The sequence below is a fragment of the Trinickia sp. genome (assembly GCF_051953405.1).
In the GTDB taxonomy this organism is placed as follows: domain Bacteria; phylum Pseudomonadota; class Gammaproteobacteria; order Burkholderiales; family Burkholderiaceae; genus Trinickia.
The window spans coordinates 21,298-43,800 of record NZ_JBQCIV010000091.1 but is presented as its reverse complement, the minus strand read 5'-3'; the positions used below and the strand labels follow the sequence as shown (position 1 = coordinate 43,800).

General features: G+C 64.8%; 20 protein-coding genes. 16 read left to right on the top strand and 4 right to left on the bottom strand.

The genetic code is table 11. The features are described 5' to 3' along the window. Window positions 1-94 precede the first annotated feature (94 nt). Window positions 95-1,687: a methyl-accepting chemotaxis protein gene (locus ACTHN9_RS16375; RefSeq protein ID WP_440537826.1), complete on the top strand. Its 1,593-nt coding sequence runs from the start codon at window positions 95-97 to the stop codon at window positions 1,685-1,687. A 45-nt stretch (window positions 1,688-1,732) separates the two neighbouring features. Here ACTHN9_RS16375 and ilvA read toward each other — a convergent pair whose 3' ends face one another. Together ilvA and aqpZ are read right to left on the bottom strand one after the other, a co-directional pair. Then, entirely contained in the window at window positions 1,733-3,310 is a 1,578-nt protein-coding gene (ilvA, locus tag ACTHN9_RS16370; protein ID WP_440537825.1) for a threonine ammonia-lyase, biosynthetic, read from the bottom strand. A 198-nt stretch (window positions 3,311-3,508) separates the two neighbouring features. Next, window positions 3,509-4,288 carry an aquaporin Z gene (aqpZ, locus tag ACTHN9_RS16365; protein WP_440537824.1) on the bottom strand — a complete coding sequence of 260 codons (780 nt, stop codon included), beginning with the start codon at window positions 4,286-4,288 and terminating at the stop codon, window positions 3,509-3,511. A gap of 562 nt (window positions 4,289-4,850) precedes the next feature. On the opposite strand from aqpZ, the gene ACTHN9_RS16360 reads away from it, so the two are divergent. The 11 genes from ACTHN9_RS16360 to ACTHN9_RS16310 all read left to right on the top strand — a co-directional run bounded on the left by ACTHN9_RS16360 (window position 4,851) and on the right by ACTHN9_RS16310 (window position 17,481). Then, complete coding sequence (locus tag ACTHN9_RS16360; protein ID WP_440537823.1) at window positions 4,851-6,974, top strand: TonB-dependent siderophore receptor; 2,124 nt, start codon at window positions 4,851-4,853, stop codon at window positions 6,972-6,974. 141 nt (window positions 6,975-7,115) lie between these two features. Then, entirely contained in the window at window positions 7,116-8,186 is a 1,071-nt protein-coding gene (locus ACTHN9_RS16355; RefSeq protein WP_440537822.1) for a TauD/TfdA family dioxygenase, read from the top strand. 8 nt (window positions 8,187-8,194) lie between these two features. Next, a complete protein-coding gene (locus ACTHN9_RS16350; protein ID WP_440537821.1) occupies window positions 8,195-9,241 on the top strand; it encodes an ornithine cyclodeaminase family protein in 1,047 nt (348 codons plus the stop codon). Next, the gene (locus ACTHN9_RS16345) at window positions 9,235-10,617 is read left to right on the top strand and encodes an alanine racemase (protein WP_440537820.1); all 1,383 of its coding nucleotides are present in this window, start codon (window positions 9,235-9,237) and stop codon (window positions 10,615-10,617) included. The genes ACTHN9_RS16350 and ACTHN9_RS16345 overlap by 7 nt, the downstream gene beginning before the upstream one ends. Before the next feature lie 2 nt (window positions 10,618-10,619). Then, window positions 10,620-11,657: a cysteine synthase family protein gene (locus tag ACTHN9_RS16340; RefSeq protein ID WP_440537819.1), complete on the top strand. Its 1,038-nt coding sequence runs from the start codon at window positions 10,620-10,622 to the stop codon at window positions 11,655-11,657. After that, complete coding sequence (locus ACTHN9_RS16335; protein ID WP_440537818.1) at window positions 11,654-13,030, top strand: MATE family efflux transporter; 1,377 nt, start codon at window positions 11,654-11,656, stop codon at window positions 13,028-13,030. The genes ACTHN9_RS16340 and ACTHN9_RS16335 overlap by 4 nt, the downstream gene beginning before the upstream one ends. Beyond that, window positions 13,027-14,142 (top strand): FecCD family ABC transporter permease, encoded by a 1,116-nt coding sequence (locus ACTHN9_RS16330; protein ID WP_440537817.1) that lies wholly within the window; start codon window positions 13,027-13,029, stop codon window positions 14,140-14,142. Before ACTHN9_RS16335 ends, ACTHN9_RS16330 begins: the two co-directional genes overlap by 4 nt. Next, window positions 14,139-15,188 (top strand): FecCD family ABC transporter permease, encoded by a 1,050-nt coding sequence (locus ACTHN9_RS16325; RefSeq protein WP_440537816.1) that lies wholly within the window; start codon window positions 14,139-14,141, stop codon window positions 15,186-15,188. Before ACTHN9_RS16330 ends, ACTHN9_RS16325 begins: the two co-directional genes overlap by 4 nt. Beyond that, window positions 15,185-16,066, top strand: coding sequence for an ABC transporter ATP-binding protein (locus ACTHN9_RS16320; RefSeq protein ID WP_440537815.1), 882 nt, complete (start codon window positions 15,185-15,187; stop codon window positions 16,064-16,066). Before ACTHN9_RS16325 ends, ACTHN9_RS16320 begins: the two co-directional genes overlap by 4 nt. Then, window positions 16,053-17,051, top strand: coding sequence for an ABC transporter substrate-binding protein (locus tag ACTHN9_RS16315; RefSeq protein ID WP_440537814.1), 999 nt, complete (start codon window positions 16,053-16,055; stop codon window positions 17,049-17,051). The genes ACTHN9_RS16320 and ACTHN9_RS16315 overlap by 14 nt, the downstream gene beginning before the upstream one ends. 28 nt (window positions 17,052-17,079) lie before the next feature. Beyond that, on the top strand, window positions 17,080-17,481 hold the full coding sequence (locus ACTHN9_RS16310) for a ParB N-terminal domain-containing protein (protein ID WP_440537813.1): 402 nt from the start codon (window positions 17,080-17,082) through the stop codon (window positions 17,479-17,481). Window positions 17,482-17,560: 79 nt separating this feature from the next. On the opposite strand, the gene ACTHN9_RS16305 is transcribed toward ACTHN9_RS16310, so the two are convergent. Both ACTHN9_RS16305 and ACTHN9_RS16300 read right to left on the bottom strand, forming a co-directional pair. Beyond that, on the bottom strand, window positions 17,561-17,719 hold the full coding sequence (locus ACTHN9_RS16305) for a hypothetical protein (RefSeq protein WP_440537812.1): 159 nt from the start codon (window positions 17,717-17,719) through the stop codon (window positions 17,561-17,563). A gap of 32 nt (window positions 17,720-17,751) precedes the next feature. Continuing rightward, window positions 17,752-18,522, bottom strand: coding sequence for an SDR family NAD(P)-dependent oxidoreductase (locus ACTHN9_RS16300; RefSeq protein ID WP_440537811.1), 771 nt, complete (start codon window positions 18,520-18,522; stop codon window positions 17,752-17,754). A gap of 156 nt (window positions 18,523-18,678) precedes the next feature. Here ACTHN9_RS16300 and ACTHN9_RS16295 point away from each other — a divergent pair, with 156 nt between their 5' ends. The 4 genes from ACTHN9_RS16295 to ACTHN9_RS16280 all read left to right on the top strand — a co-directional run bounded on the left by ACTHN9_RS16295 (window position 18,679) and on the right by ACTHN9_RS16280 (window position 22,476). Next, entirely contained in the window at window positions 18,679-19,002 is a 324-nt protein-coding gene (locus tag ACTHN9_RS16295) for a thioredoxin family protein (protein WP_440537810.1), read from the top strand. A gap of 464 nt (window positions 19,003-19,466) precedes the next feature. Next, a complete protein-coding gene (locus ACTHN9_RS16290; RefSeq protein WP_440537809.1) occupies window positions 19,467-21,320 on the top strand; it encodes a S10 family serine carboxypeptidase-like protein in 1,854 nt (617 codons plus the stop codon). 47 nt (window positions 21,321-21,367) lie between these two features. Continuing rightward, on the top strand, window positions 21,368-21,766 hold the full coding sequence (locus tag ACTHN9_RS16285) for a 2-oxoglutarate dehydrogenase (RefSeq protein ID WP_440537808.1): 399 nt from the start codon (window positions 21,368-21,370) through the stop codon (window positions 21,764-21,766). Between the two features lie 185 nt (window positions 21,767-21,951). After that, the gene (locus ACTHN9_RS16280) at window positions 21,952-22,476 is read left to right on the top strand and encodes a DUF6496 domain-containing protein (RefSeq protein WP_440537807.1); all 525 of its coding nucleotides are present in this window, start codon (window positions 21,952-21,954) and stop codon (window positions 22,474-22,476) included. Window positions 22,477-22,503: the final 27 nt, after the last annotated feature.

The window sequence follows — 22,503 nt, the reverse complement described above, 5'->3', positions numbered from 1 at the left end:
GGAGCGCGGTGGTTTGCCGCGGCGCGTATCACTGTGACGTCTTCCCGACGCGCGCAATCGATCCATTTCGAGCATTGGCGAACCGTCCATCATCATGACCGAGAACCTGGCTACGGCGGGCGAGGATTATCACTTGTCCGAACGGGACGTGACCATCTCGCGCACCGACACGACGGGGCGCATCGTCTACGTCAACGAAGCCTTCGTCAAAAGCAGCGGCTACACGCGCGAGGAATTGACGGGGCAATCGCACAATATGGTCCGGCATCCCGACATGCCGCAAGAGGTGTTTCGCGATCTATGGGCCACGATCGAGTGCGATCGGCCATGGACCGGACTGCTGAAAAACCGACGCAAAAACGGGCAACCCTATTGGGTCGTGGCAAACGTCACCCCCGTATTCGAGCACGGACGCAAGGTCGGCTATATGGCCGTGCGAACGAGGCCTACCGACGCTCAGATCGACGAGGCCGAAAATCTCTACGAGGTCTTGCGTCACCCCTACGGCCGGAATGTGCGCTTGGCGGGCGGAGAAGTCGTGCGTATCGGTATTCGTGGGGCGATCGACCGCGTGCTGCGATTGCCGGTTGCATTGCGCCTGTGGGGTGTCATGGCGCTGCTCATCGTGCTATTCGCGTTGCAAACGATCGCCGCGGCCCATCCTTTCGTCGCCGGCATGTCGGCGTTTGCGCTCAGTGCCGTGCTGGGCGGGATCGGTATCGTCATGGCCGCGGTCACCGGCTTGTATCTGATGCATGAGGTGTTGAGGCCGCTCAAGGCGCTCAACGACAGCGCGCTCGATGTCCTGTGCGGCCACATTCAAGCGCTGTTTCCTGAAAGCGGCGATGCGCAGGCGCGCGGCCTTGCCCGCATGCTCAATCAAATGAACGCCAAACTCGTCGGTATTCTGATCGACGCGAAGGTCTCGATCGACGTGATCGAACGGGCCACGCAGGAGTTCGCGAACGGCACCGCCGATCTCGCCAATCGAACCGACGAGCAAGCGAGCGCGATCGAGCAGACGACGGCGAGCCTCGCCGAAATCACCGAAACGGCCGAACGCAATGCGATCGGTGCCGAGCGGGCGAACGCCACGGGCCACGAGACCGCGGAATCGGCCGAAACGGCCGCGCGCGAGGTGCAAAAGACCGTGGAAGTCATGGCGCAGGTGCGCGATCACTCGAGCAAGATCGCGGAAATCACCACGCTGATCGACGGTATCGCGTTTCAGACCAACATCATTGCGCTGAACGCTTCGGTGGAGGCGGCGCGCGCCGGGCAATACGGCCGAGGGTTCGCCGTCGTCGCCACCGAAGTGCGCAATCTCGCGCAGCGAGCCGCGGGCGCAGCCCGAGAAATCAAGGATCTCATCGAGCGTTCGCTGGATACGGTCACGACCGCCACCCAAACGGCAAGCCGTGCCGGCGAAACGATGAGCACGGTCGAGCAGTTCGTCACGCGCCTCACCGAAACGCTCGACGAAATTGTCCTCGCAAGTCGCGGGCAAAGTGCGCAGATCGCTCAGATCAACGATGCGGTCGGGCAAGTATCGGAGATCACGCAGCGCAACGCGGCGCTCGTCGAGCAATCGGCGGCGGCATCGGTCGGGTTGCGTCAGCAAACGCAGTCGCTCGAGTCCGCCGTCAGCGTCTTTCATCTTGCCGGGTCGGCGGCTCATGCACCGTAGACCGCATCGCGCAGGTGAAGCGCGAACGGGCCGCACGTTCCCTCGCTAGGACAAAAACATCCGATAGGCGCGGTTTTCGGTTTCCTCGCGATGCGCATAACCGAGCGAGGAGAGGAAGCGCGCGAACGCGTCGTGTTCCTCGGGCGGCGCCTGCATGCCGACGAGAATCGAGCTGTAATCGGCGCCTTGATTGCGATAGTGAAAGAGGCTGATGTTCCAATGCGGCGCCATCGACGAAAGGAACTTCATCAGCGCGCCTGGCCGCTCGGGAAACTCGAAGCGAAAGAGCCGCTCGTGGGTCGCGAGCGGGGTACGCCCACCCACCATGTAGCGCACGTGCTGCTTGGCCAGTTCGTCGCCCGTCAGATCGACCGTCGGGAAGCCGCCGGTTTCGAAGGCGTGCGCCAACCGCGCCGACTCGCCGCGATCGGCAATCTGCACGCCGACGAACAGATGCGCACGGTCTGCATCGGCGATCCGATAGTTGAACTCGGTCACGTGCCGCTCTCCGACGAGTTCGCAAAAGCGTTTGAAGCTGCCATGGCGCTCGGGCAACGCGACGGCGAACAGTGCCTCGCGCGCTTCGCCGACATCGGCCCGCTCCGCGACGAAGCGCATGCGGTCGAAGTTCATGTTGGCGCCCGAGGTGACGGCAACCAAGGTCTCGCCGGCAATCCCGGTGCGCTCCGCGTAGCGCTTTGCCCCCGCGACGGCCATGGCGCCGGCGGGCTCGAGAAGGCTGCGCGTGTCTTGGAAAACATCTTTGATGGCCGCGCATAGCGCATCGGTATCGACGGTGATCACCTCGTCGACATAGGCGCTGCAAAGCCGGAATGTTTCCTCGCCGACGAGTTTGACGGCCGTGCCATCGGAGAACAGCCCGACTTCGTCCAGTTCGATGCGGCGGCCCGCGGCGAGCGATTGCGCCATGGCGCAAGAATCTTCCGTTTGCACGCCGACGATCCGCACGTCGGGCCGCACCGCCTTCATATACGCGGCGATACCGGCTGCCAAACTGCCGCCGCCGATCGGCACGAAGAGCGCGTGAATCGGCCCTTGATGCTGGCGCGCGATCTCCATCGCGACGGTGCCTTGGCCGGCGATGACGTAAGGATCGTCGAAAGCGGGGATGAAGGTGAGATCGTGCCGATGTTGCAACTGCCGAGCGTGCGCATAGGCTTCGCTGTACGACTCGCCCGCGAGCACCACTTCGACGGTCGGGCCGCCGTGCGCGCGCACCGCATCGACTTTCACGCGAGGGGCCGTTTCGGGCACGACGATGACGGCGCGCACGCCGAGCTTGGCCGCCGAGAGGGCCACGCCTTGCGCATGATTGCCGGCCGACGCGGTGACGACGCCCCGCTCGAGCGCTTCGCGCGAAAGATGGGCCATCTTGTTGTAAGCGCCGCGCAGTTTGAACGAGAAGACGCTTTGCTGGTCTTCTCGCTTGAGGAACACGGTGTTGCCGAGCCGTGCCGACAGTTGCGGCGCATGCTGCAAGTCCGTTTGCCGCGCGACGTCGTACACACGCGCGGTCAGCACTTTTTGAAGATAGTCGGCGAGCGTGTCCCGATGGGCGTCGGCGTCGGCGTCGGCGGGGCTTGGGGCGAATGAAGTCTGCATTGGGCGATTCCTTGTCAGGCGGTGCGTTCAAGGGAGCCCAGGAGGCGGAAATAAAAAACCCGCCTAGTGGGCGGGTTTCGTGTCTGCTCGATGCTTGCGCGCGCTAACCCACCATTCTTGGAATGGCGGGAATAATGACAGCGATGGGCAGCGAGCGGCAGTTCATGCGGCTTAGGATGGCGTATCGGGGATCGGTTGTCAATCTCCGCTTGCCGCGATGCTCGGCTGTTCGCTTGCGCTTGCGACCGATCGAGCCGCGGAAGCGGCATCGTCGTCGGACACCACGAGCGGGTAGAGGACAGCGGCGGCGATCGCGCCCACGAGGGGGGCCGCCCAAAAGAGCCAAAGCTGATCGAGCGCGGCGGGACCGGCAACGAGCGCGGGGCCGAACGAACGGGCGGGATTGACCGATACGCCCGTGACGGGAATCGCCACGAGATGGATCAGCGCGAGGCACAGCCCGATGACGATCCCGGCGAAGCCGGCCGGCGCGCGCTTATCGGTCGCGCCAAGGATGACGAGCACGAAGAAGCCCGTCATGACGGCTTCGCAAACGAAGGCGGCAAGCATCGAATAATGGCCGGGAGACCGATCGCCGAAGCCGTTTGCCGCGAAGGCGCTCGCGGACGCGTCGAATGCGGGATTGCCGAGCATGATCAGCTTGAGCAGGAATGCCGCGCCGGCCGCCCCGATCAACTGAGCGACGATGTACGGAACGACGTGTTTCGATTCGAAGCGTCCCGCCACCGTGAGCCCGATCGTCACGGCCGGATTCATGTGGCCGCCGGAGACGGGCCCGATGAAGTAGATCATCGTCATCACCGAAAGTCCGAAGGCGAGCGACACGCCGACAAGACCGATGCCGCCCGCATCGGCGCCGGGATGGAAATTCGCCGCGATCAACACGCTGCCGCAGCCGCAGAAAACGAGCCAAAACGTACCGAATGCTTCGGCGATGTAGGTTCGCAATGCCTTCATAGTTAGGACTCCGAATCGAATGGCGAAGAGGAAACAGGCGGACGATGCGCTTCGCCCGCGCCGCGGTGGTGTGAATCTTATGGGCCGGCATGCTCCCACGATCAAAACTATTGTGAAGAGCGTAGTGCATCGGGCGGCGCTTCGTGGGCGCGGCGCGCGCGCTTGCACGCGCGACTCTTCCAATATGGGATTGCAAGCGTGCGCGGCACCGAAAGTCGGGCGCGGACCCCGGTTCGATACCGATTCGTCGCGCGGGCTTCGCGCGAATCCAAGCGCCGCCCGGGTTCCCGCCAGCCAAACGTCCTAAATTTCGTAATGATATTGAGAATGATTCGCGTTTACGATAGAGTTCCGGCACTCGAACGATGAACGTTGGAGGGAATCGATGCCGGCGGCATGCGCTGTGTCATGCATGCGGGGCGGCATCGAGATTTTCGCGACGAGATAGAACGGAAACAGGACGATGCGGTCGATGGCGAGTGCGGATCGGAAGGGGAAAGGGCGCAAACGGTGCAAGCGGTGCACACGCGCGGGCGGCGGCGCGCGTCGCCAGGACGAGTGGATGCTAGCGTGCGCGCTCGCATTCGCGACGTGCGGCGCACACGCGCAGGAGGCGGTAGGCGGCGCTCCATCGTCCGCGAAGGCCAAGGCGGCTGTCGCGGCCGCTGGCGACGGTGCGGTGTCTAGCGTCTCGGTGCTCGATACGATTTCCGTCCGGGCCGCGCGTCCGTCTCTGTATGCGGTCCCCGACGTCAATGTCGGCGCCCTTGGGGCGAAGGATCCGAAGGATTTGCCGATGTCCGTGTCGTCGTACTCGAGCGAACTCATCGAGGCCCAGCATGCGCGCACGCTGATGGACGTCCTCAAGAACGACCCGTCGGTCCAAAACAGCGCAGTCGGCGGGGCGATGGACAATATCGCCATCCGCGGCTTTCCGGTCGACTGGACGAATACCATGCGTCGCGATGGGATGCCGGTTGCGCCATACTACGATCTTCCGCTTGAAAACATCGAGCGAGTCGACGTCTTGAAGGGACCATCGGGATTCCTGTATGGCGTGAACTCGCCGGGCGGTACGGTCGACTACGTGCTCAAGCGCCCCACGCGAGAGCGCTTCGCCACCGTGACCAGCGAAGTGCGCAGCTACGACGGTTATTATGGGGCGCTCGACACGGGCGGCCCCCTCGGCGACGGCCGGCTCGGTTATCGCTTCGATTTGGCCGGCGAAAAAGTGGGCAATTTCGGGCATGCCGGCGATCTGCGCCGGTCGTTCGCGAGCGGCGCACTCGATTGGTCGATCACGCCGCGCGCGCTGCTGCGCTTGAATTTCGATTATCAAAACAAGCGGCTCGCGGCGCAGCCGGTGATCGGCACGCAGCCAAACGGCTCGCTGCCGCCGCAGTTCGATCCGCGCACGCTGCTCGGGCAGCCGTGGCTGCAATACCGCACCAACACGTTCAACGTCGGCGGCCAGTTCGACTTCAAGCTGACCGACACCTGGACCTTCACGACGCAGGTCGCGCAGTCGTACAACAACCGCGACGCGGCGTTTCCCGATCTCTACTCGGTCGCGGCCAACGGCGACATTTTGAGCGGCGACATTTTCCTGTCGCCCGATCAGAGCTTTCGCGTGCTGTCCACGAACACGTTCGTGAGCGGCAAGTTCGCCACGGGAGCCCTTTCGCATCAACTCGTGACGGGGGTGTCCACGCGCAACTACGAGGCGCGTCAAGGCGGCTTCGGCGTGATGCCGATCACCGTGGGCAATCTGTTCGCACCGGTCTACTCGCCCGCGCAAGCCACGACATTTCCGGCGAAGACAGTCGAGCGTAATTTCCAGCCTAGCGTGTTCGTCAGCGACGTGATCGACATCGGCTCGCACTGGAGCGTCATGCTCGGCGTGCGCCACGTGAGCTATCGCGACGATTCGTATGCGCCGTCGGGGAGCGACACGCATTATCGGGCGAGCGTGAACGTACCGTCGATCGGCGCAATCTTCAAGCCGTTGCCCTCGTTGTCCACTTACGCGAGCTATGCCGAGGGCTTCGAACAAGGCGGTGTCGCGCCCTTCAACACGCTCAATGCCGGGCAGAGCTTGGCGCCGGTGAAGAGCAAGCAATACGAAGCGGGCGTCAAGGCCGATATCGGCAGCAGTCTGACTGTCGATGCCGCCGTGTTCCGCATCGAGAAGACGCTGCAGTACGTGAACACCGCCAATGTCTACGTGCAAGCGGGCACGCAGCGGCACACGGGTATCGAGCTGACCGCGAACGGGCGCGTGACGCGCGATCTGTCGATTGTCGCCGGCGCGGCGTATCTGCATACGGAGCAGCAGGATACGGGCGATGCGGCGACGAACGGCAAACGCGCCGCGAACGTGCCGACGTTCCAGGCCAATGCGTTTCTCGACTACCGCATCGCGGCCGTGCGAGGGCTCAACGTCGACGCCGGCCTCTACTACGTCGGCGCCCGGCCGCTCAATGCATCGAACTCCGTCTCGCTGCCGGGCTACGTTCGTATCGATGCGGGTGCGCGTTATCGGACTCGCATCGGCGGTCACACGACAATCTTTCGCGCCGGCGTACAAAACCTGACGGACAAGCGTTATTGGGCCGCGGCGAACTACAACGCCGTATGGCCCGGGCAGCCGCGCACGTTCTTTCTTTCCGCGCAGATCGATATGTAGCGCGTAGCCGGAGCCATCGAGGCATAGCGGTGCCGGACATGACCCAGAACATGCCGGCCCGATCCCCACGAAAACAGCTTAGTGCAGGGCATGCACCGCACCGCCGGTGTGGCATCGCCCGTTTTCATCCGAGGGAAACGCATGAATCTTTCTGAAGGGATCGATCCATCCGGCTTGCAACGGGTGTCGAAGTCGCTCGCGATCTACGAACTGAGCGACGACGAAGTGACCGGTATCGCGGAAGTGGCGCAGGAATTGGTTTCGTACCACGACAGCGTCGAAAGCGCGCGGTTTGCGCACGACTGCGCGCTGGCTTCCCAGGAGCTGCCGCGTTCGCTGCGCGCGCTGGCGCATCGCTATCGCCAGCTCGAACTGCCGTGCAGCGTGCTGCTGCTGCGCGGCATGCCTGTCGACGACGCTCGCATCGGGCCGTCGCCCGCGCACTGGGACGCGCCTTGGCGCAATCCGGCGTCGTTGCTGGAAGAGGCGATGCAATGCGCGATGACATCGCTACTGGGCGAGATGTTCGGCTGGCGCACGCAGGAGAACGGCCGCTTTCTGCGCCACATCGTACCGATCGAAAAGGACCGCGCGCAGCAGCTCGGCGGCAGCAGCAGCGTCACGCTCGTGTGGCACAACGAGGAGGCGTTTCACGAGCATCGTGCCGATTTTCTATCGCTGCTGTGCTACCGAAACGACGAACGCGCGCAGACGATCTTTTGCGGGATCGACGAGATCGAGATTTCGGACGATATGTGGCGTGTATTAAGCGCCCCCCGCTTCACGATCGTTCCCGACAAGTCGCATCTGCCCGAGCAGAACGTCAGCGAGCAATGGCGGCTCGACGATCACGTGTTCGAGCGCATCCGAAGGATGCATGAAAACCCCGAGCCGGTGCCGGCGTTGTCCGGATCGCGCGCACATCCGTGGCTGCGCGTGGACGAGGCTTTCATGGCGCCGCTGCCCGGCGATAGAGCAGCACAGCGCGCGTTGCGCTGGCTCATCGATGCCTGCTATGCGCACCAAACAAGTGTCGTGATGCGGCCGGGCGACATGGTTTGGATCGACAACAAGCGCGCGGTGCATGGGCGCACGGTCTATCAGCCGAATTACGGGCCGCGCCAACGCTGGCTGCGGCGTGTGAATGTGCACGTCGACCTGCGCGAAACGCTGCCGTTCCGGCAGGCGCCTGCGGCGCGCGAAATTTTGTGAGGACGCCAATGAATACGAATAACGTCGATATCGACACAGCGATCGTTACCGATGCGCCGAGCGGCCCGCCGCTCGCGGTGCAGCCCTCGCGCTTGCGCGTGATCTCCAAACGTGCGATCGACCAACTCGACTACGACCCGGCGATGGTGCTTCAGGCGGTCGAGCGCGCGTATCTCGGTCTCGGCAACGGCGAGTCCGACAATCCGCGCAAGCTCAAGTCGGAGCCGCCGAGCCGGCACTCCGTCGCCTATTCGATGCTGGGCCGCGACGGCGGCCGCCGGACGGTCGGCTTCAAGACGTCCTACAAGCACGATCCCGCACACAGCCGCGAGCGGCAGAAGTACTACACGACACTGCTCTTGTTCGATGACGAAACCGGGCTGCCGGTGGCCTTAATGGATGGGAGCCTCGTCGGATCGCTGCGCACGCCGGCCGTGTCGGCGTTGATCGCCCGCGCCTGTGCGCCGCGCGCGCGCTCGGTGCTCGTCGTCGGCACCGGCACGCAAGGCCGAACGGCACTGCCGCTCCTGCTCTGCGCGCTCCCGAACGTGGAGCGATTGATCGTGCATGGGCATTTCGGGGAAGGGATCGAAGCGGTGCGCCGCACGCTTACGCGCTTTCATCCGCAGCGCGACATCGAGGTATCGAGCGATCTCGAAGCGTCCGCGAGAGACGCCGACATCGTGCTCGGCGTGGCCGGTGCCGGCGCGCCCGAAGCGGTGCGCCACGCCTGGCTCAAGCGCGGCGCGCTCGCGATCTTGGTGGGATACGGCATCCACGCCGATGCGTTGCATCGCGCGGATTACCGGATCGCAACCAGCCAAGCGCAGATGCAGGTGACCGGGCTCGACCTCGTCGACGAGCAGGGACAACTGCCCCCGGTCGATGCCGAGCTGCCGGACATTCTGCTTGGGCGCAAGGGTGCGCGCCGTTCGGAAGATGAGGTCGTATTTGCGTTCAACAGCGGCATGGTGGTCACCGACATCGCGCTCGGTCGTGTGCTGGCCGAGGCCGCGTGTGCGAAAGGGCTCGGCGAGGAGGTGGAGCTATGGTGAAGGGTGCCCCTCGGCTTGCTGCTTTGTGGGATCCGGCGTTGCGCGATTTCGTCGATCGGTATCCGGCGATGCTCCACGAACTCGCCGGCGCGTTCGATGCGCCGATCCACCTGCTGTTTCCCGACCGATTCGTGCGTAACGTCAAGGCGTTCGAACGCACGCTCGCCGAGCATCGCGTCGCAGGTCGCGTGTATTTCGCGAAAAAGGCGAACAAGGCCCGCTGCTTTGTGCGCGAGGCAGCCGAATTGGGCATCGGCGTCGACGTCGCGAGCGAGGGCGAGTTCTCCGATGCGTTGGCGGCAGGCGTTCGCGGCGCCGATGTCGCCGTTTCGGGTCCCGCGAAAGCGAACGACTTGCTGCGCCTCGCGGTACGGCACGAGGCACTGATCGCGATCGACAGTCTCGACGAACTCGCCCGCCTCGCCGTGATTGCGCGGCACTGCGGACGCATCGCGCGCGTGCTGTTGCGGATGGAGCCGGCTTCGGTTAGCACGAGCCGATTCGGTCTGGATCCTGCATCGTTGGACGCGGCAATGTTGCTATGCGCCGAGCATCGCTCGGCGATGACGCTCGAAGGTTTCTCGTTCCATTTGTCGGGCTACAGCGCACGCGCTCGCGCCGACCAGGCCGCACTTGCCGCGCGCGCTTGCGTCAACGCGCGCTCGCACGCGTTGGCGCCGAGCGTCGTCGACATCGGCGGCGGGTTCGCGATGTCGTATGCGAGCGCCCACGACTGGGCTCGGTTTCAGGCGACACACAGTCCGGCGGATTACCACGCGAACAAGACCTTCGATGGGTTCTACCCGTACCACTCGGCGTGCGATGGAGCGCGGATGCTGGCCGCGATCCTCACAGCCGTGCCCGAGGGCGAATCGAAGCCGCTTGCGGCGCTGCTGTCCGAGCACGGGCTGCAACTGATGCTGGAGCCGGGACGCGCGCTGCTGGATCAAGCGGGATTCACCCTGTTCGCCGTTCAGGGCGTGAAGGACCGGGGGGACTATGGCATCACGACCGTCAACGGTACGAGCTTCAGTCTCTCGGAGCAATGGTTCGCGAGCGAATTTCTGCCCGATCCCGAGTTAGTGGCGGCAATGCGCGCGCCGCACGCGCCAGCGCGAGAGCGGGTGCCGTACCGCACGTGTGTCGGCGGCGCGAGCTGCCTCGATTCGGACATGATCACTTGGCGCAAGGTCGCGTTCGCGCAACGTCCCGAGCCTGGCGACCTGCTGCTGTACCCCAATACCGCGGGCTATCAAATGGATTCGAACGAATCGCCGTTTCATGAATTGCCGCTGCCGCCGAAGCTCGTCGTGACCCTCGACGGATCGCGCCCCTGTTGGCGCGTCGATCGCCCTTCCACCTTCTCAGGAGCTTGACGATGAATATGCGTTTCATGAGTGAGCAACCCACGATCGCCGTTCCTGCGATCGTCTCGAAGGTCTCGGATCTCATCGGCCGCACGCCGTTGTTCGAACTGATCCGCCAAGCAAACGGCGCGCGCATCCTGCTCAAGCTCGAGTCGACGAACCCGACGGGCAGCGCGAAGATCAGGATGGCGCGACAAATGCTCGACGAAGCCGAACAAGACGGCCGCCTTCGGCCCGCAGGGCGCGTGATCGAGTCGACCTCCGGCAATACCGGCATGGGTCTCGCGTTGCTGGCTGCCGAACGCGGCTACCGGTTTACCGCGGTGGTCGATCGTCACGCGTCGAAGGACAAGCTGCGCGCCATGCAGGCATTCGGCGCCGAACTCGTCTACGTGAGCGAGGGCGATGCCCTTGCAACGGCCGATCGCGAGGCGCTGGCCGAGAAAATGGCGGCGGCCGACCCTGACGGCATCTGGACCGAGCAACACAACAATCCCGCGAACGGCAACGGCTATCGGAGCCTCGCGCGCGAACTGCGCGACGTCCTGGGCGATCGGATCGACTATCTAGTCGGCTCCGTCGGCACGGGAGGCTCGCTGTTCGGAACGGCGCGCGAGTTGTGCGCGAGCGGGCCGGCGCCGCGCGTGATCGGGGTCGAACCGGTCGGCTCGATTGTGTTCGGGGGCGAAGGCGGTGCGTACTATCAGTCCGGCACCGGTACGCCGCCCGGTGCGGAAATCGGTGCGCTCGTCGATTACGCGCTGCTCGACGAGGGCGTCAAAGTCACGGACACGGCGGCATTCAATACCGCACGTTACCTCGCGCGCAAGAAGTCGCTCCTCGTCGGCGGGTCGGCAGGCGGCGTGATCTGGCACGCGCTGAAAATGGTCGATCGCTTGCCGCCCGACACGACGCTCGTCGTGCTCGTTTGCGATGGTGGAGAAAAGTACCTCGACACCGTGTTCGACGACGATTGGATGCGCGCGCGAGATCTACTCGACGCTTCCATCGCCCGCGAACTCGATCTCATTTTCGGCGGCGCCGCATGAAGTTTCGTCGACTGTTCTGGTTCGACGCGCGCCGCATCGGCGCGCTCGCTGCGCCGCTCATCCTGACGCAGCTCGCTCAGGTTGCCCTGACGACCACCGACATCGTGATGATGGGCATGCTCGGGCCGCGCGAAATCGCGGCGGGCGGCCTCGCGTTGACGATTTTCAATCAGTTGCGAACCATGGGGGCGGGGCTCGTGACGGGCACGGGCAACCTCGTCGCATTCGCAAACGGGCAGCACGACCGATCGCAGATCATGCGTCTCGTTCGTGCGAGTTTCGCGCTGTCGACGTTGGCTGCGCTGGCGTTCGCGCTGTTGCTATTGTGCGTCGAAAAGCCCTTGATCTGGTTGGGTCAAGAGCCGGCCGTCGCGCGGCAAACCGCGTTATATCTCGCGGCGGCCGCACCGGGCATGTTGCCGTGCTTGTGGTTCCAATCGCTTCGGCAATACACGGTGGGCATGCGCAAGCCGGGGCCGCTGCTTGCGATCACGGTCGCATCGGTCGTGGCGAACGTCGTACTCGACTATGCATTGATGGTCGGGCGCTTCGGCTTTCCAGCACTCGGCCTAACGGGAATCGCGTACGCGACGAGCGGCGTCTATCTGCTCTCGTTCGTCGCCATGCTCGTCGTCGTGAGGCGTCGGGTCGAACTGGCCGAACACTTGTCGCTTGCGGCCTGGCGCGCGGATGCGCAGGCGCTCGCGCGAACCTGGCAGATGGGGCTGCCGATCGCGGCGACGTACGGTTCCGAGGCCGCGTTCTTCACTGTCCTCACACTCGTGATCGGCACGCTGGGGACGAACGCGCTCGCCGCGCAGACAATCGTCAATCAGGTCATCTACATCGTGTTCATGATTTCGGTCGGTTTGTCGCATGCCGCTTCGATCAGCGTCAGCCATGCTTGCTCGCAGAACGACTATCGCGGCGCAAGGCGGCTCGGCTATACGGGGCTCGCGCTCGGCGTCGGCGCGATGCTGATCGTCGCGTTGCCGTATCTCATTGCACCCGCACGCGTGCTGTCGCTGTTCCTCGATCGCGGCGCGGCATCGAATGGCGATGTGCTTCGGCTTGCGACCGGGCTGCTCACGATCGCCGCACTGTTACAGCTATTCGACTGCAGTCAGAACATCGGCGTCGGGATTTTGCGGGGCTTGGGGGACGTGAAGAGTTCGTTCCGAATTTCGATCGTCGGCTACTGGTTGATCGGCCTGCCGGTGGCCTGGTCCGTGGGCGTGCGGCTCGGCTACGGCATCTATGGCATTTGGATCGGGCTTGCGCTCGGGCTAGCGGCGACGGCCGTCATGCTGCTGCGGCAGTTCGAGTGCCGCCTGAGCGCGCTGACACACCAGACGAGTGCGGGGCAACGATGACGGACAACGAACTGCGGGAGGGCGGGGGGCTTGGCATGGCCGCGCGTTCGACCGCCTCCGATCCACTGTCTTCGCCGCGGTCTCGCTCGACGAATCGGAGCCGGACGCGCGTCGGCACGGTTGCGGTCGCGTTGACGTTCATCGCAGCCTTGATCGCGGTTGCACTGGCAAGTCTATGCGCGGGCGATCTCCGGCTCACGCCGGCCGGCGTGTTCGATGCGCTAATCCATGGCGGCGGGATCGGCGATGGCGGGGAGACGCCCGCGGCGCTCATCGTCCGCGAGCTGCGGCTGCCCCGGTTCGCCGCTGCGGTATTGGTGGGCGCCGGCCTGGCCGTCGCCGGGGCGCTGATGCAAGCCATCACGCGCAATCCGCTTGCGGATCCGACGCTGACGGGCGTCGTGGGCGGCGCGGCGCTCGCCGTCGTGGCGACGACCGTGCTGGTGCCGGCCATGCCGGCCGGTATGCTGCCGTTCGTGGCGCTCGCGGGCGGCGGCGCGGCAGCCGTCCTCGCGTTCGCGCTCGCTTGGCGAGCACGGCTCTCGCCGGTGCGCCTATTGCTGGCGGGCACGACCATCGCCGCGCTCGCTAGCGCGGGTATCGTCTCGTTGATGATTGCGGCGGGTCCGCGAGCCGGCCCATTGTTCTATTGGCTCGCCGGTAGCCTCGCGGCTGTCGGTTGGCGGCAGGTTGTCATACTGGCGCCATGGGTCGCGGTTGGCTTGAGCGCCGCACTCGCGGGGGCGCGCGTGCTCGATACGCTTGCGCTCGGCGACGAAGCCGCTCAAAGCGTCGGTCTGGACTTGATGCGCTGGCGCCTCGTCTTCGGCGGTTTGGCGGTCGCGCTATCGGCATCGGCGGTCGCGATCGCCGGACCCATCGGCTTCGTCGGGTTGTGCGTGCCTCACTTCGCGCGCCTATTGCTCGGCGGGGAATATCGGCGAACGCTGCCCGTCACGGCGCTGCTCGGTGCGCTGCTGGTGGCGGTGGCCGATCTCGTCGCGCGCACGGTCGCCGCGCCGCGCGAATTGCCGGTGGGCTTCCTGACTGCGCTGGTCGCGACACCTTTGCTGATCGCGCTGATTCGTCGCGATGAAGGGGCCTCGTCATGACGCGCGAGCTCGAGCGCCCGTCGCGCGCGATGGCACATTGGGCCTTGCGCGTTGCGGGCGGGGCACTTGCGCTGGCCCTGGCGGTACTGCTAGCGGCACGCTTCGGCGCGGCCCCGTTCTCGTCGGCCACGATGCTGCAAGCGCTGACTTCGCGCGGGAGTGCGCACGATGCCGCGTTCGTGTTGTGGGAACTGCGCATGCCGCGCGTGTTGCTCGCGCTGATGATCGGCGCGCAGTTGGCCGCGAGCGGGCTCGTTCTGCAGGCGGTCTTGCGCAATCCGCTGGCAGAACCCGGTGTGGTCGGCGTATCGTCGGGCGCGACGCTCGGCGTGATGGTTCTGTTGCTGATCGCGAGTTTTGCCGGGTCGACCGATAGCAGTCGGCTCGATGCGTACGACCCGACTTGGATGCCGCTCGTCGCGTCCATCGGCGGCGTGGGCGCGGCGCTCGGCGTGTACGTGCTGGCATGGCGCAACGGCACCACGCCGCTGCGCTTGATGTTGATGGGCGTGGCGCTCAGCGCTGCACTCTATGCCGTCGCGATGACGATTCTCGCGGGCTGGGGTTCGAGCCGGATCGAGGTGCTGCTCACATGGATGAGCGGCAATCTGTATGCGCGCGGTTGGCGGGACGTCGTACTGCTCGCGCCATGGACCGCCGCAACCATCGCGTTGCTGCCGCCGATCTTGCGCGTGTCGCAGGTGCTGGCGCTCGGCGACGACGCCGCCGCGAGCGTCGGGCTCGCAGTCGAACGTTGGCGCCTCGCCGCGATCGCGTATGCGGCAGCGGCGGCCGCTTGCGCCGTCGCGATCGCCGGCCCGATCGCGTTCGTCGGCTTGGTCGCGCCGCATCTGGCGCGGCTCGCCGTGGGCGGGCCGCTTGCGCGGCAAGCGCCGTGCGCGCTGCTTTGCGGCGCATTGATCGCGGTGCTCGCCGATTTGGCGGGGCGTGTCCTGATCGCTCCGGCCGAGATTCCAGTCGGCGCGGTCACCGCGTTTATCGGCGCGCCGCTCTTTCTTTATCTGCTTTCCCGATCTCCCCGATGACACTCATTGCCCATGATCTCTCGCTCGGGTACGGCCCGCGCCGTATCGTCGATCGGCTATCGCTGTCGATCGAGCCCGGCCGGACGACGGTGCTGCTCGGCCCGAACGGTTCGGGCAAGAGCACGCTGCTGCGCGCGCTGGCCGGTCTGCTTGCCCCGCGCGAGGGCGGCGTGCTGCTCGATGGCGTGCCGCTACGGCACTGGCCGCGCCGCAAGCTTGCGCGCCGGGTCGCCTTTCTAGCGCAGACGCAGGAGATGCCGGCTGGCCTGACGGTGCGCGAACTTATTCGCCATGGCCGATTCGCGCATCGCAAGTGGCTGAGCGGCGAGACCGACGACGATCGCGACGCGGTGGATTGGGCGCTGGCTGCGACCGGTCTTAGCGCGATGCGCGAGCGTTCGCTGCTCGCGCTGTCGGGCGGCGAGCGGCAGCGAGTGTGGATCGCGATGGCGCTCGCGCAGCGGGCGGACATCGTGCTGCTGGACGAACCGACGACGTATCTCGACCTCGGTCATCAGCTCGAAGTCATGCAGACGCTGCGGCGGTTGAACCGCGAGTTCGGCTTGACGCTCGTGATGTCGTTGCACGACATGAATCAAGCGATGCGCTTTGCCGATCGAGCGGTCGTGATGAGAGACGGGCGGCTGGTCGCTGACGGTGCGCCAGTGGAAGTGTTGACGCCGCGTTTCGTGGCGGACGTGTTCCATGTGCACAGCGAGCGCCTAGACGGTGCGAGTGACGGCGTGCCGGTGTGTCACCCGCTCGCCACGGCTACGGCGGCTACGACGGCTACGGTGGCCAGTGCGGCGGCTGAAGGGCGGCCGTGCGGCCGCAACATCGTGCCGCTTTTCGCGAGGACGTCCCATGATCGATCGTAGGCGCCGCGCGCTCGCTTGCGCGTTGCCGCTATCGCTTGCGAGCCTTATGTCATGGCAGGTTCGTGCGGCAACACACGCGGAACTTGCACCCTCGGGCCCTAGCGTGACCGACGATCGCGGCGCGACGTTGCGCTTCGACGTCGCGCCGAGCCGGCTAGCGACGGTCTCGTATTTCGGCGCCGATACTGCGCTTGCGCTCGGGGTGCAGCCGGTGGCGTCGACGTTTCTCGTGCGCGGCCGGCGGCCCGCTTTTCTGCTGGACCGGATGGATCGCGTGCTCGATTTAGGCCAGCGCGCAAGCCCAAGCCTCGAACTGCTGGCGAGCGCGCATCCCGATTTGATCGTGGCGATGAGGCGCTATACCGAAGCGAACGCGGCACGACTGCAGCAGATCGCGCCGTATCTCGCGCTCGACCTCGAGATCCGGGACGATAGCGACCGGGCCGTCGAGCGAGTAGGGGCGGTATTGGGCTGTGGGGCCGCGGCAACGGCACTGAATCGGCGCTTCGCCGATCTACAGGCTTCGTTTGGCGCACGCTCGCAGCAGCGTGGGCGCGCGCCGCGCTACCTGTTCGTCTGGGGCATGGGCGCCGCCCCGTGGGCCTTCTACGACGAAAACATGACCTGTTCGTTGCTGAACGCGCTGGGTGGCGTGAACGTCGCGGGACGCAATCCCCTCCCGGCGCGACGGGACAACACTGCGTTTCAAATGAGTCTCGAGACGCTGCTGGTCGCGCGACCGGAGATCGTCTTCGTCTACGACGACGGCGGCGCGAGTGCATTCGAAACCAACGCGGTATGGCAATACCTGCTCGCCGAGCGACGCGTGCGGATCGTGCGGGTCGGCGATCACTGGATCGAATCGTTCGGTCCGATCGCGCGTCATGCGGTGCTGGCCGAGGCCGCCGCCTACTTGCATCCCGACCGATTTACCGCGCCGGACCTACGCCAAATCGCCATGTCCTATCTGGCGCGGGCGGCTTGACTTTTCATCGCACTCGAAGGACTACGACATGCGTACCCAACACGACCTCTGGACCGTCGAACTGATCGCCACGGAGCGGATCTTGCCGAACGAAGAGCATGACGAGGCGCGCTTGCTCGAAGTGCTGGGCAGCATCGAGCGCGCCGGTCGGTGGACCGCGCCGATCGCACTCGAGCGTAAGAGCTTTGCAGTGATGGATGGGCATCATCGGCTGGCGGCCGCGAGGCGGTTGTCGTTGCCGCGCGTCCCGTGTGTCTTGCTCGACTATGGCCAGGTCGACGTCCAGACGCGGCGCCCGGCATTTCAGGTCGATGCCGCGCAGATCGTGGCGCGTTCGCTCGCTCGCAGGCTGTACCCGCCGAAGACGACCCGGCACATCTTCCCGCGTCCGCTCCCGCCCTGCAGCATCGAGCTGGCCGTCCTCGCGTGAGTGTCTCGTCGTTCGGAAGGATGCATCGAGGAAATCCCCGGGCGAGGATGCCCCACCGAACGGAGAATCGATGACCGCGTCAGTCGCCAATGCGCCCCGGCAATTGGTCGGGCTCGGGTTCCGGCGTGCCGATGTCCGGCACGTCGTCGGGCGTCCCGGGGCTCGGGGCATCGGGGATGGTCGGCTGATCCGGGATCGGCGGCTCGGTCGGGTCGCTCGCGTGGAAGGGGATAGACATGATGGGCTCCTATTTCGCTACGGACCGGGCTGTTACGCGCCGCCCCACTGCATGCTCAGGCCGCCGTCGATCGTCCACGTCTGGCCGGTGACGTAGTCGCCGTCGTCCGACGCGAGAAACAGGGCGAGCCGGGCGATTTCGCGCGGCTGTCCGGCGCGATGCCAAGGGATGACGCCGAACGAGCGCTCGCGTGCCGCGGGATCGTTCAGACGGCTTTGCGTCATCGGTGTTTCGATCAGCCCCGGCGCGATATTGTTGACGTTGATCTTGATGTCGGCCACTTCGCGCGACAGGCTGCGCGTGAGCGAGCCCACACCGGCTTTCGCCATGCCGTATGGGGCGCTATCGGGTGTGGGCAAATGCTGCGCCACCGACGAAATAGTGACGATGCGCCCGCCGCCCCCGCATTGCTTACGCAATTTGACGAACGCGCGACAGCAAAAGAGCGGCCCCATCAAATCGGTGCGCAGCACCCGCTCGAGCTGCGCGTCTTCGATCTCGTCCACGGGTGCGGCGTCTGCGCCGACACCGGCGTTGTTCACGAGGATGTCCAAGCCGCCCAGCGTGCGAACGGTTTCGTCGAACATGCGCCTAACGCTGGCCGGATCGCCTACATCGCCTTGAATCACTAGGGCCCGGCGCCCCGCGGCTTCGACGCACTGGCGCGTTTGCTCGGCGCCGTCGCGATCGGTGTGGTAGACGATCGCGACATCGGCGCCTTCGTGCGCGAAGGTTTCGGCGATCGCTTGACCGATTCCGGAATCGGCGCCCGTCACGAGGACGCGTTGCTCTTTCAGTTTCATCGACGGCTCCAATGCTCTATGGGTTCAGGTCGTACGGCGTAGGTACGCAAACGCCGTACCGACGGCTGCGGCACACTGCGTGCTTCAGCGATTTCGTGGGCCTTTGCCGTTGCGGCAAGCGGCTCGACGCATCGCACTCATCTGGAAAGGGCCGTCATGGCGGAAGACAACGGGTATGCAAAAACGGCGCCGACGCGCGCCGAAGTGGATGCGCTCGCGGGCGCAACGGTGCTCGAATTCGGTACCGATTGGTGCGGGTATTGCCAAGGCGCGCAGCGTCATATCGCCGCGTCGCTCGCCCGTGCGCCGCAGTTGCGCCATTTGAAGATCGAGGACGGACCTGGGCGTGCCCTCGGGCGCTCGTTCAGGGTCAAACTATGGCCGACGCTGATTTTTCTGCGCGACGGCGTGGAAGTAGCGCGTGTCGTCCGGCCGATCGACGCGCGAGCCGTCGACGAGGGGATGAGTGCGCTCGGATGAGCGCGGCGCATGAATCGAATCGGAAAAACGGATAGAACGATCTTTATGTTTTAAATTAACGTTTTCCTTACTGATTGGTTTTATAAAATCGAAATTGATCGGATGAAAAATAAACAAAAAGGAAAGCGCTCGTGTTGGTTCGTAGGGGAGGGCTGGGCAATCCCTCGTTGCCTCGAAGGCCCTCGCCCTGTGCCTTGACAAGCCATTTATTCGCGCATAGTTTCTTATCGCCGACGTCATCGGCCTATCTGCATCTGCAATATCCTCCGAAATGCTGAAGTAAAAAGCTCCATCGACGTTCCGTATTTTGCGGTAATTATTTCGTGCGGTTCGAAAGCAGGCTCTTGGTCGTGATCGAGAAGAGGGCTGAGTGTCGGCCGTCGTTCGCTATTGCTTGCCGCAAATCGGCTGGCGATATGCGACGCGGTCATCGAGAAACGGCAACTCAACAACCAAGGACAAAAATGAAGAAGCGAGACAGGAGTGGTGTCCCGGACCTCGCGCGCGCTACGCGCGGCGGGTTCTGGCTCAGTGCAATTGCGGCGGCGGCCCTCGCGTTGGCTGGCTGCGGCGGTGGCGACGGTGGCTCGTCGGTCGGCGCAGGCGCGAGCGCGAATGCGCAGCAGATTGCCGCCACGGCGCAAACGCCGGCGGCGAACGCGCAAGTGCAAGGGTGTTCGACCGATCAGCCCTATGCCGATCCGGTCGCCTATTCGTCGAACGCCGGCGATAGCCTCGATCCGACGCAAGTGTCGGAAAAGGCCGCCGTCATGCATCACACGTGGACGTCTGGCACGAAGACGATCAACTACACGACGACCACCGGGCACCTGACGGCGTCGGATCTCGGCGGCAAAGCCGAGGCGACCATGTCGTACGTCGCCTATACGGCGCCGAGCACGAACGGCAAGCCGCGGCCCGTCACGTTCTTCTACAACGGCGGCCCCGGCTCTTCGTCGATTTGGCTGCGGCTCGGCTCGTTTGCGCCCACGCGCGTGGCGACGCCCGATCCCTTGATGACGAATTGGCCGAATTTCCCGCTCGTGGACAACGCGCAAAGCCTGATCGATACGACCGACATGGTCTTCATCGATCCGCCGGGCACGGGCTTGTCGGAAGCGATCGCGCCCAATACGAACCAGAAATTCTGGGGCAGCGACCCGGACGTGGGCGTCATGCGCGACTTCATCCGTCGCTATGTTTCGGTCAACAATCGGACGAATGCGCCGCTCTACCTATACGGCGAATCGTATGGCACGCCGCGCACCGATATGCTCGCGCTGTCGCTCGAATCGGCCGGTGTGCATCTGACGGGGATCATGCTGCAATCGTCGATCCTGAATTATTTCGCCGATGCGATCGAAGCCGTTGCGATTCTGAGCGGCAACACGATCGACATGGATGCGCTCAAGCTCGATACCGATACGTTGAGCGGTTACTACCCGGGCTATGCGGCGGTCGCCTCTTACTTCAATCAAGTGACGATGCCGGGGGTGCAGGTCGATCCGGCGCTATTCGCATTCCAGTCGGAACTGTTTGCGTCCACGCATTACTCGGCGTTCAAACAGTACGCGCAGTCGTGGGTGCTGAGCCAGCTCGGAGTGCCCGACTTCCTGGGGCCGCCCGTGTTGCCGAGTTCGCCCACATTGGCACAGTGGACGTGGTCGTCGGGTCTGTCGATGCAGGCGCTGGGCGGCTATTTCAACGTCAATCCGTTCAACACGGCGATGTTGCCCGGCACGACGATCGGCCGCTACGACGGACGCGTGTCGTTGCCCAATTCGGACCCGCGCCTGCAATCGGACGGCGACCCGTCGGACATCTTGATCGCGCAGCCGTTCACGACGGCGCTCGCGACACAGATGCCGACCTATCTCGGTTATACGGCACCGAACGCGACGTACATGCCGCTGAACGACAACATCATCAACGTGTGGGATTTCTCGCATGACGGCCAACCGTTGCCCGATACGATTCCGGACTTGTTGGCGGCGATCGAGTTGAACCCGCAGTTGAGGGTATTGGCGCTGAATGGATACCACGACCTAGCGACGCCGTTCTTCAACACGGAGAAGCAGCTCGCTCGGCTGCAAACGGTGCAGGGCTTCAATCCGAACTTGCAAGTGACGTTCTATCCGGGCGGCCACATGATCTATCTCGACGATCATGCCCGGCCGAAGATGAAGGCCGATTTGCGCGACTTTTATGCGGGCAGGCAGGCGCCGACGGCGCTCGGCTTGTGGATGCTGCCTCCACCGTGGGATGACGAGAGTCCCGCGGGCACGCCGACGTTGGCGGCGGCGCAGACCACTCCCTAACTGGCGATTGCTGGTTACTTCGGCTACCTTTTACTTGTGAGCGGATCATGTCACCCATCGATATGCTGCGACGACTGACACCTTGGATCGCGTTCGGCCTGCTGGCCGGCGCGGCGCATGCGGCGACACTGCAAGCCGTGGCACCCGTCCATCTCCCGCACCGCGGCAGCGGGGTGGACGGGCCGTATTTTCCCGCCAAGCGCGCTCAAGCCATGATGCCGACCACCGGCAGCGACCTGCAGGCGCAGGCGCAACAACGGCTCGATGCTCGCCTCGGCGCGAACACGGTGCTCGGCAACGGTGCGGCGATCACGAAAGCCCAAGCGCAAGCGAACGGGCTCGGCTATATCGCCAAGCACTTCGACGAAATCGATACGGCGCATAGCGGACGCGTCACGATGAGCGACGTCAAACAGTACCTGCAGCAGCGCCAGCGCCAGCAGTAACGGCGCCCATCGCCGGCGCTTTCTGCGCCGACCCAGCGGCCCGCGCGCATTCGTTCGCACGCGGGCCGTTTCCATTGGGCGCGCCGTCGCCGCGCAGCCACGCGCATGGCGGAAACGTCGGGAACGGCAATTGCAAGTGGATAGACGTGAGTCAATCCCAGTAATCGTTCCAATGGAGGTGCCTCATGCCCGAACGCAAAACGATCGCGCGCGCGCAAGCGGACAAGCGCGCAGGCAAAGCCGCGTCGACCCAGGCAGGCGAATTCGTCAAAGAGGAAATGGACCACGTGCGTAGCGGCAAGCATGGCGTGCGCTCGGCCAAGCAGGCCGTCGCCATCGGCTTGTCGAAGGCGCGCCGTGCGGGGGTCGCGCTAAAGGCGCCCAAGAAGGGCGCAACGAGCGAGGCGACGCGCAAGAAAGCGGAAAAGGATACGGCAGCGGGGCAAGGCAAGGCCAAACATTCGGCGAGTACCGAAACGAAGGCCAAGCGGTCGCGCACGAGCACGTCGGTGCTCCAGAAAGAAAGCAAGCGTGGCGCCTCGCACGCGGCCGTATCGAAGCAGGCCAAATCGGCCGCCGCCAAACGGCCGGCAGCGAGCCGTTCGGCCGCCGCGAAAAAGGCCGCGCAGACGAAGGGTGCCGCTGCGCGCTCCGCTGCCGCTAAGAAGGCCGCCCGCACCCGCGCTGCACGCGCACACGCACACCATTGAGGCTCGCGCTGCCGGTGCGTTCCGGTT

Excerpts from the sequence above, each read along its gene's own strand:
- ACTHN9_RS16375 (WP_440537826.1), top strand. The coding sequence starts at position 95 with ATGACCGAGAACCTGGCTACGGCGGGCGAGGATTATCACTTGTCCGAA.
- ilvA (WP_440537825.1), bottom strand. The coding sequence starts at position 3,310 with ATGCAGACTTCATTCGCCCCAAGCCCCGCCGACGCCGACGCCGACGCC.
- aqpZ (WP_440537824.1), bottom strand. The coding sequence starts at position 4,288 with ATGAAGGCATTGCGAACCTACATCGCCGAAGCATTCGGTACGTTTTGG.
- ACTHN9_RS16360 (WP_440537823.1), top strand. The coding sequence starts at position 4,851 with ATGCTAGCGTGCGCGCTCGCATTCGCGACGTGCGGCGCACACGCGCAG.
- ACTHN9_RS16355 (WP_440537822.1), top strand. The coding sequence starts at position 7,116 with ATGAATCTTTCTGAAGGGATCGATCCATCCGGCTTGCAACGGGTGTCG.
- ACTHN9_RS16350 (WP_440537821.1), top strand. The coding sequence starts at position 8,195 with ATGAATACGAATAACGTCGATATCGACACAGCGATCGTTACCGATGCG.
- ACTHN9_RS16345 (WP_440537820.1), top strand. The coding sequence starts at position 9,235 with ATGGTGAAGGGTGCCCCTCGGCTTGCTGCTTTGTGGGATCCGGCGTTG.
- ACTHN9_RS16340 (WP_440537819.1), top strand. The coding sequence starts at position 10,620 with ATGAATATGCGTTTCATGAGTGAGCAACCCACGATCGCCGTTCCTGCG.
- ACTHN9_RS16335 (WP_440537818.1), top strand. The coding sequence starts at position 11,654 with ATGAAGTTTCGTCGACTGTTCTGGTTCGACGCGCGCCGCATCGGCGCG.
- ACTHN9_RS16330 (WP_440537817.1), top strand. The coding sequence starts at position 13,027 with ATGACGGACAACGAACTGCGGGAGGGCGGGGGGCTTGGCATGGCCGCG.
- ACTHN9_RS16325 (WP_440537816.1), top strand. The coding sequence starts at position 14,139 with ATGACGCGCGAGCTCGAGCGCCCGTCGCGCGCGATGGCACATTGGGCC.
- ACTHN9_RS16320 (WP_440537815.1), top strand. The coding sequence starts at position 15,185 with ATGACACTCATTGCCCATGATCTCTCGCTCGGGTACGGCCCGCGCCGT.
- ACTHN9_RS16315 (WP_440537814.1), top strand. The coding sequence starts at position 16,053 with ATGATCGATCGTAGGCGCCGCGCGCTCGCTTGCGCGTTGCCGCTATCG.
- ACTHN9_RS16310 (WP_440537813.1), top strand. The coding sequence starts at position 17,080 with ATGCGTACCCAACACGACCTCTGGACCGTCGAACTGATCGCCACGGAG.
- ACTHN9_RS16305 (WP_440537812.1), bottom strand. The coding sequence starts at position 17,719 with ATGTCTATCCCCTTCCACGCGAGCGACCCGACCGAGCCGCCGATCCCG.
- ACTHN9_RS16300 (WP_440537811.1), bottom strand. The coding sequence starts at position 18,522 with ATGAAACTGAAAGAGCAACGCGTCCTCGTGACGGGCGCCGATTCCGGA.
- ACTHN9_RS16295 (WP_440537810.1), top strand. The coding sequence starts at position 18,679 with ATGGCGGAAGACAACGGGTATGCAAAAACGGCGCCGACGCGCGCCGAA.
- ACTHN9_RS16290 (WP_440537809.1), top strand. The coding sequence starts at position 19,467 with ATGAAGAAGCGAGACAGGAGTGGTGTCCCGGACCTCGCGCGCGCTACG.
- ACTHN9_RS16285 (WP_440537808.1), top strand. The coding sequence starts at position 21,368 with ATGTCACCCATCGATATGCTGCGACGACTGACACCTTGGATCGCGTTC.
- ACTHN9_RS16280 (WP_440537807.1), top strand. The coding sequence starts at position 21,952 with ATGCCCGAACGCAAAACGATCGCGCGCGCGCAAGCGGACAAGCGCGCA.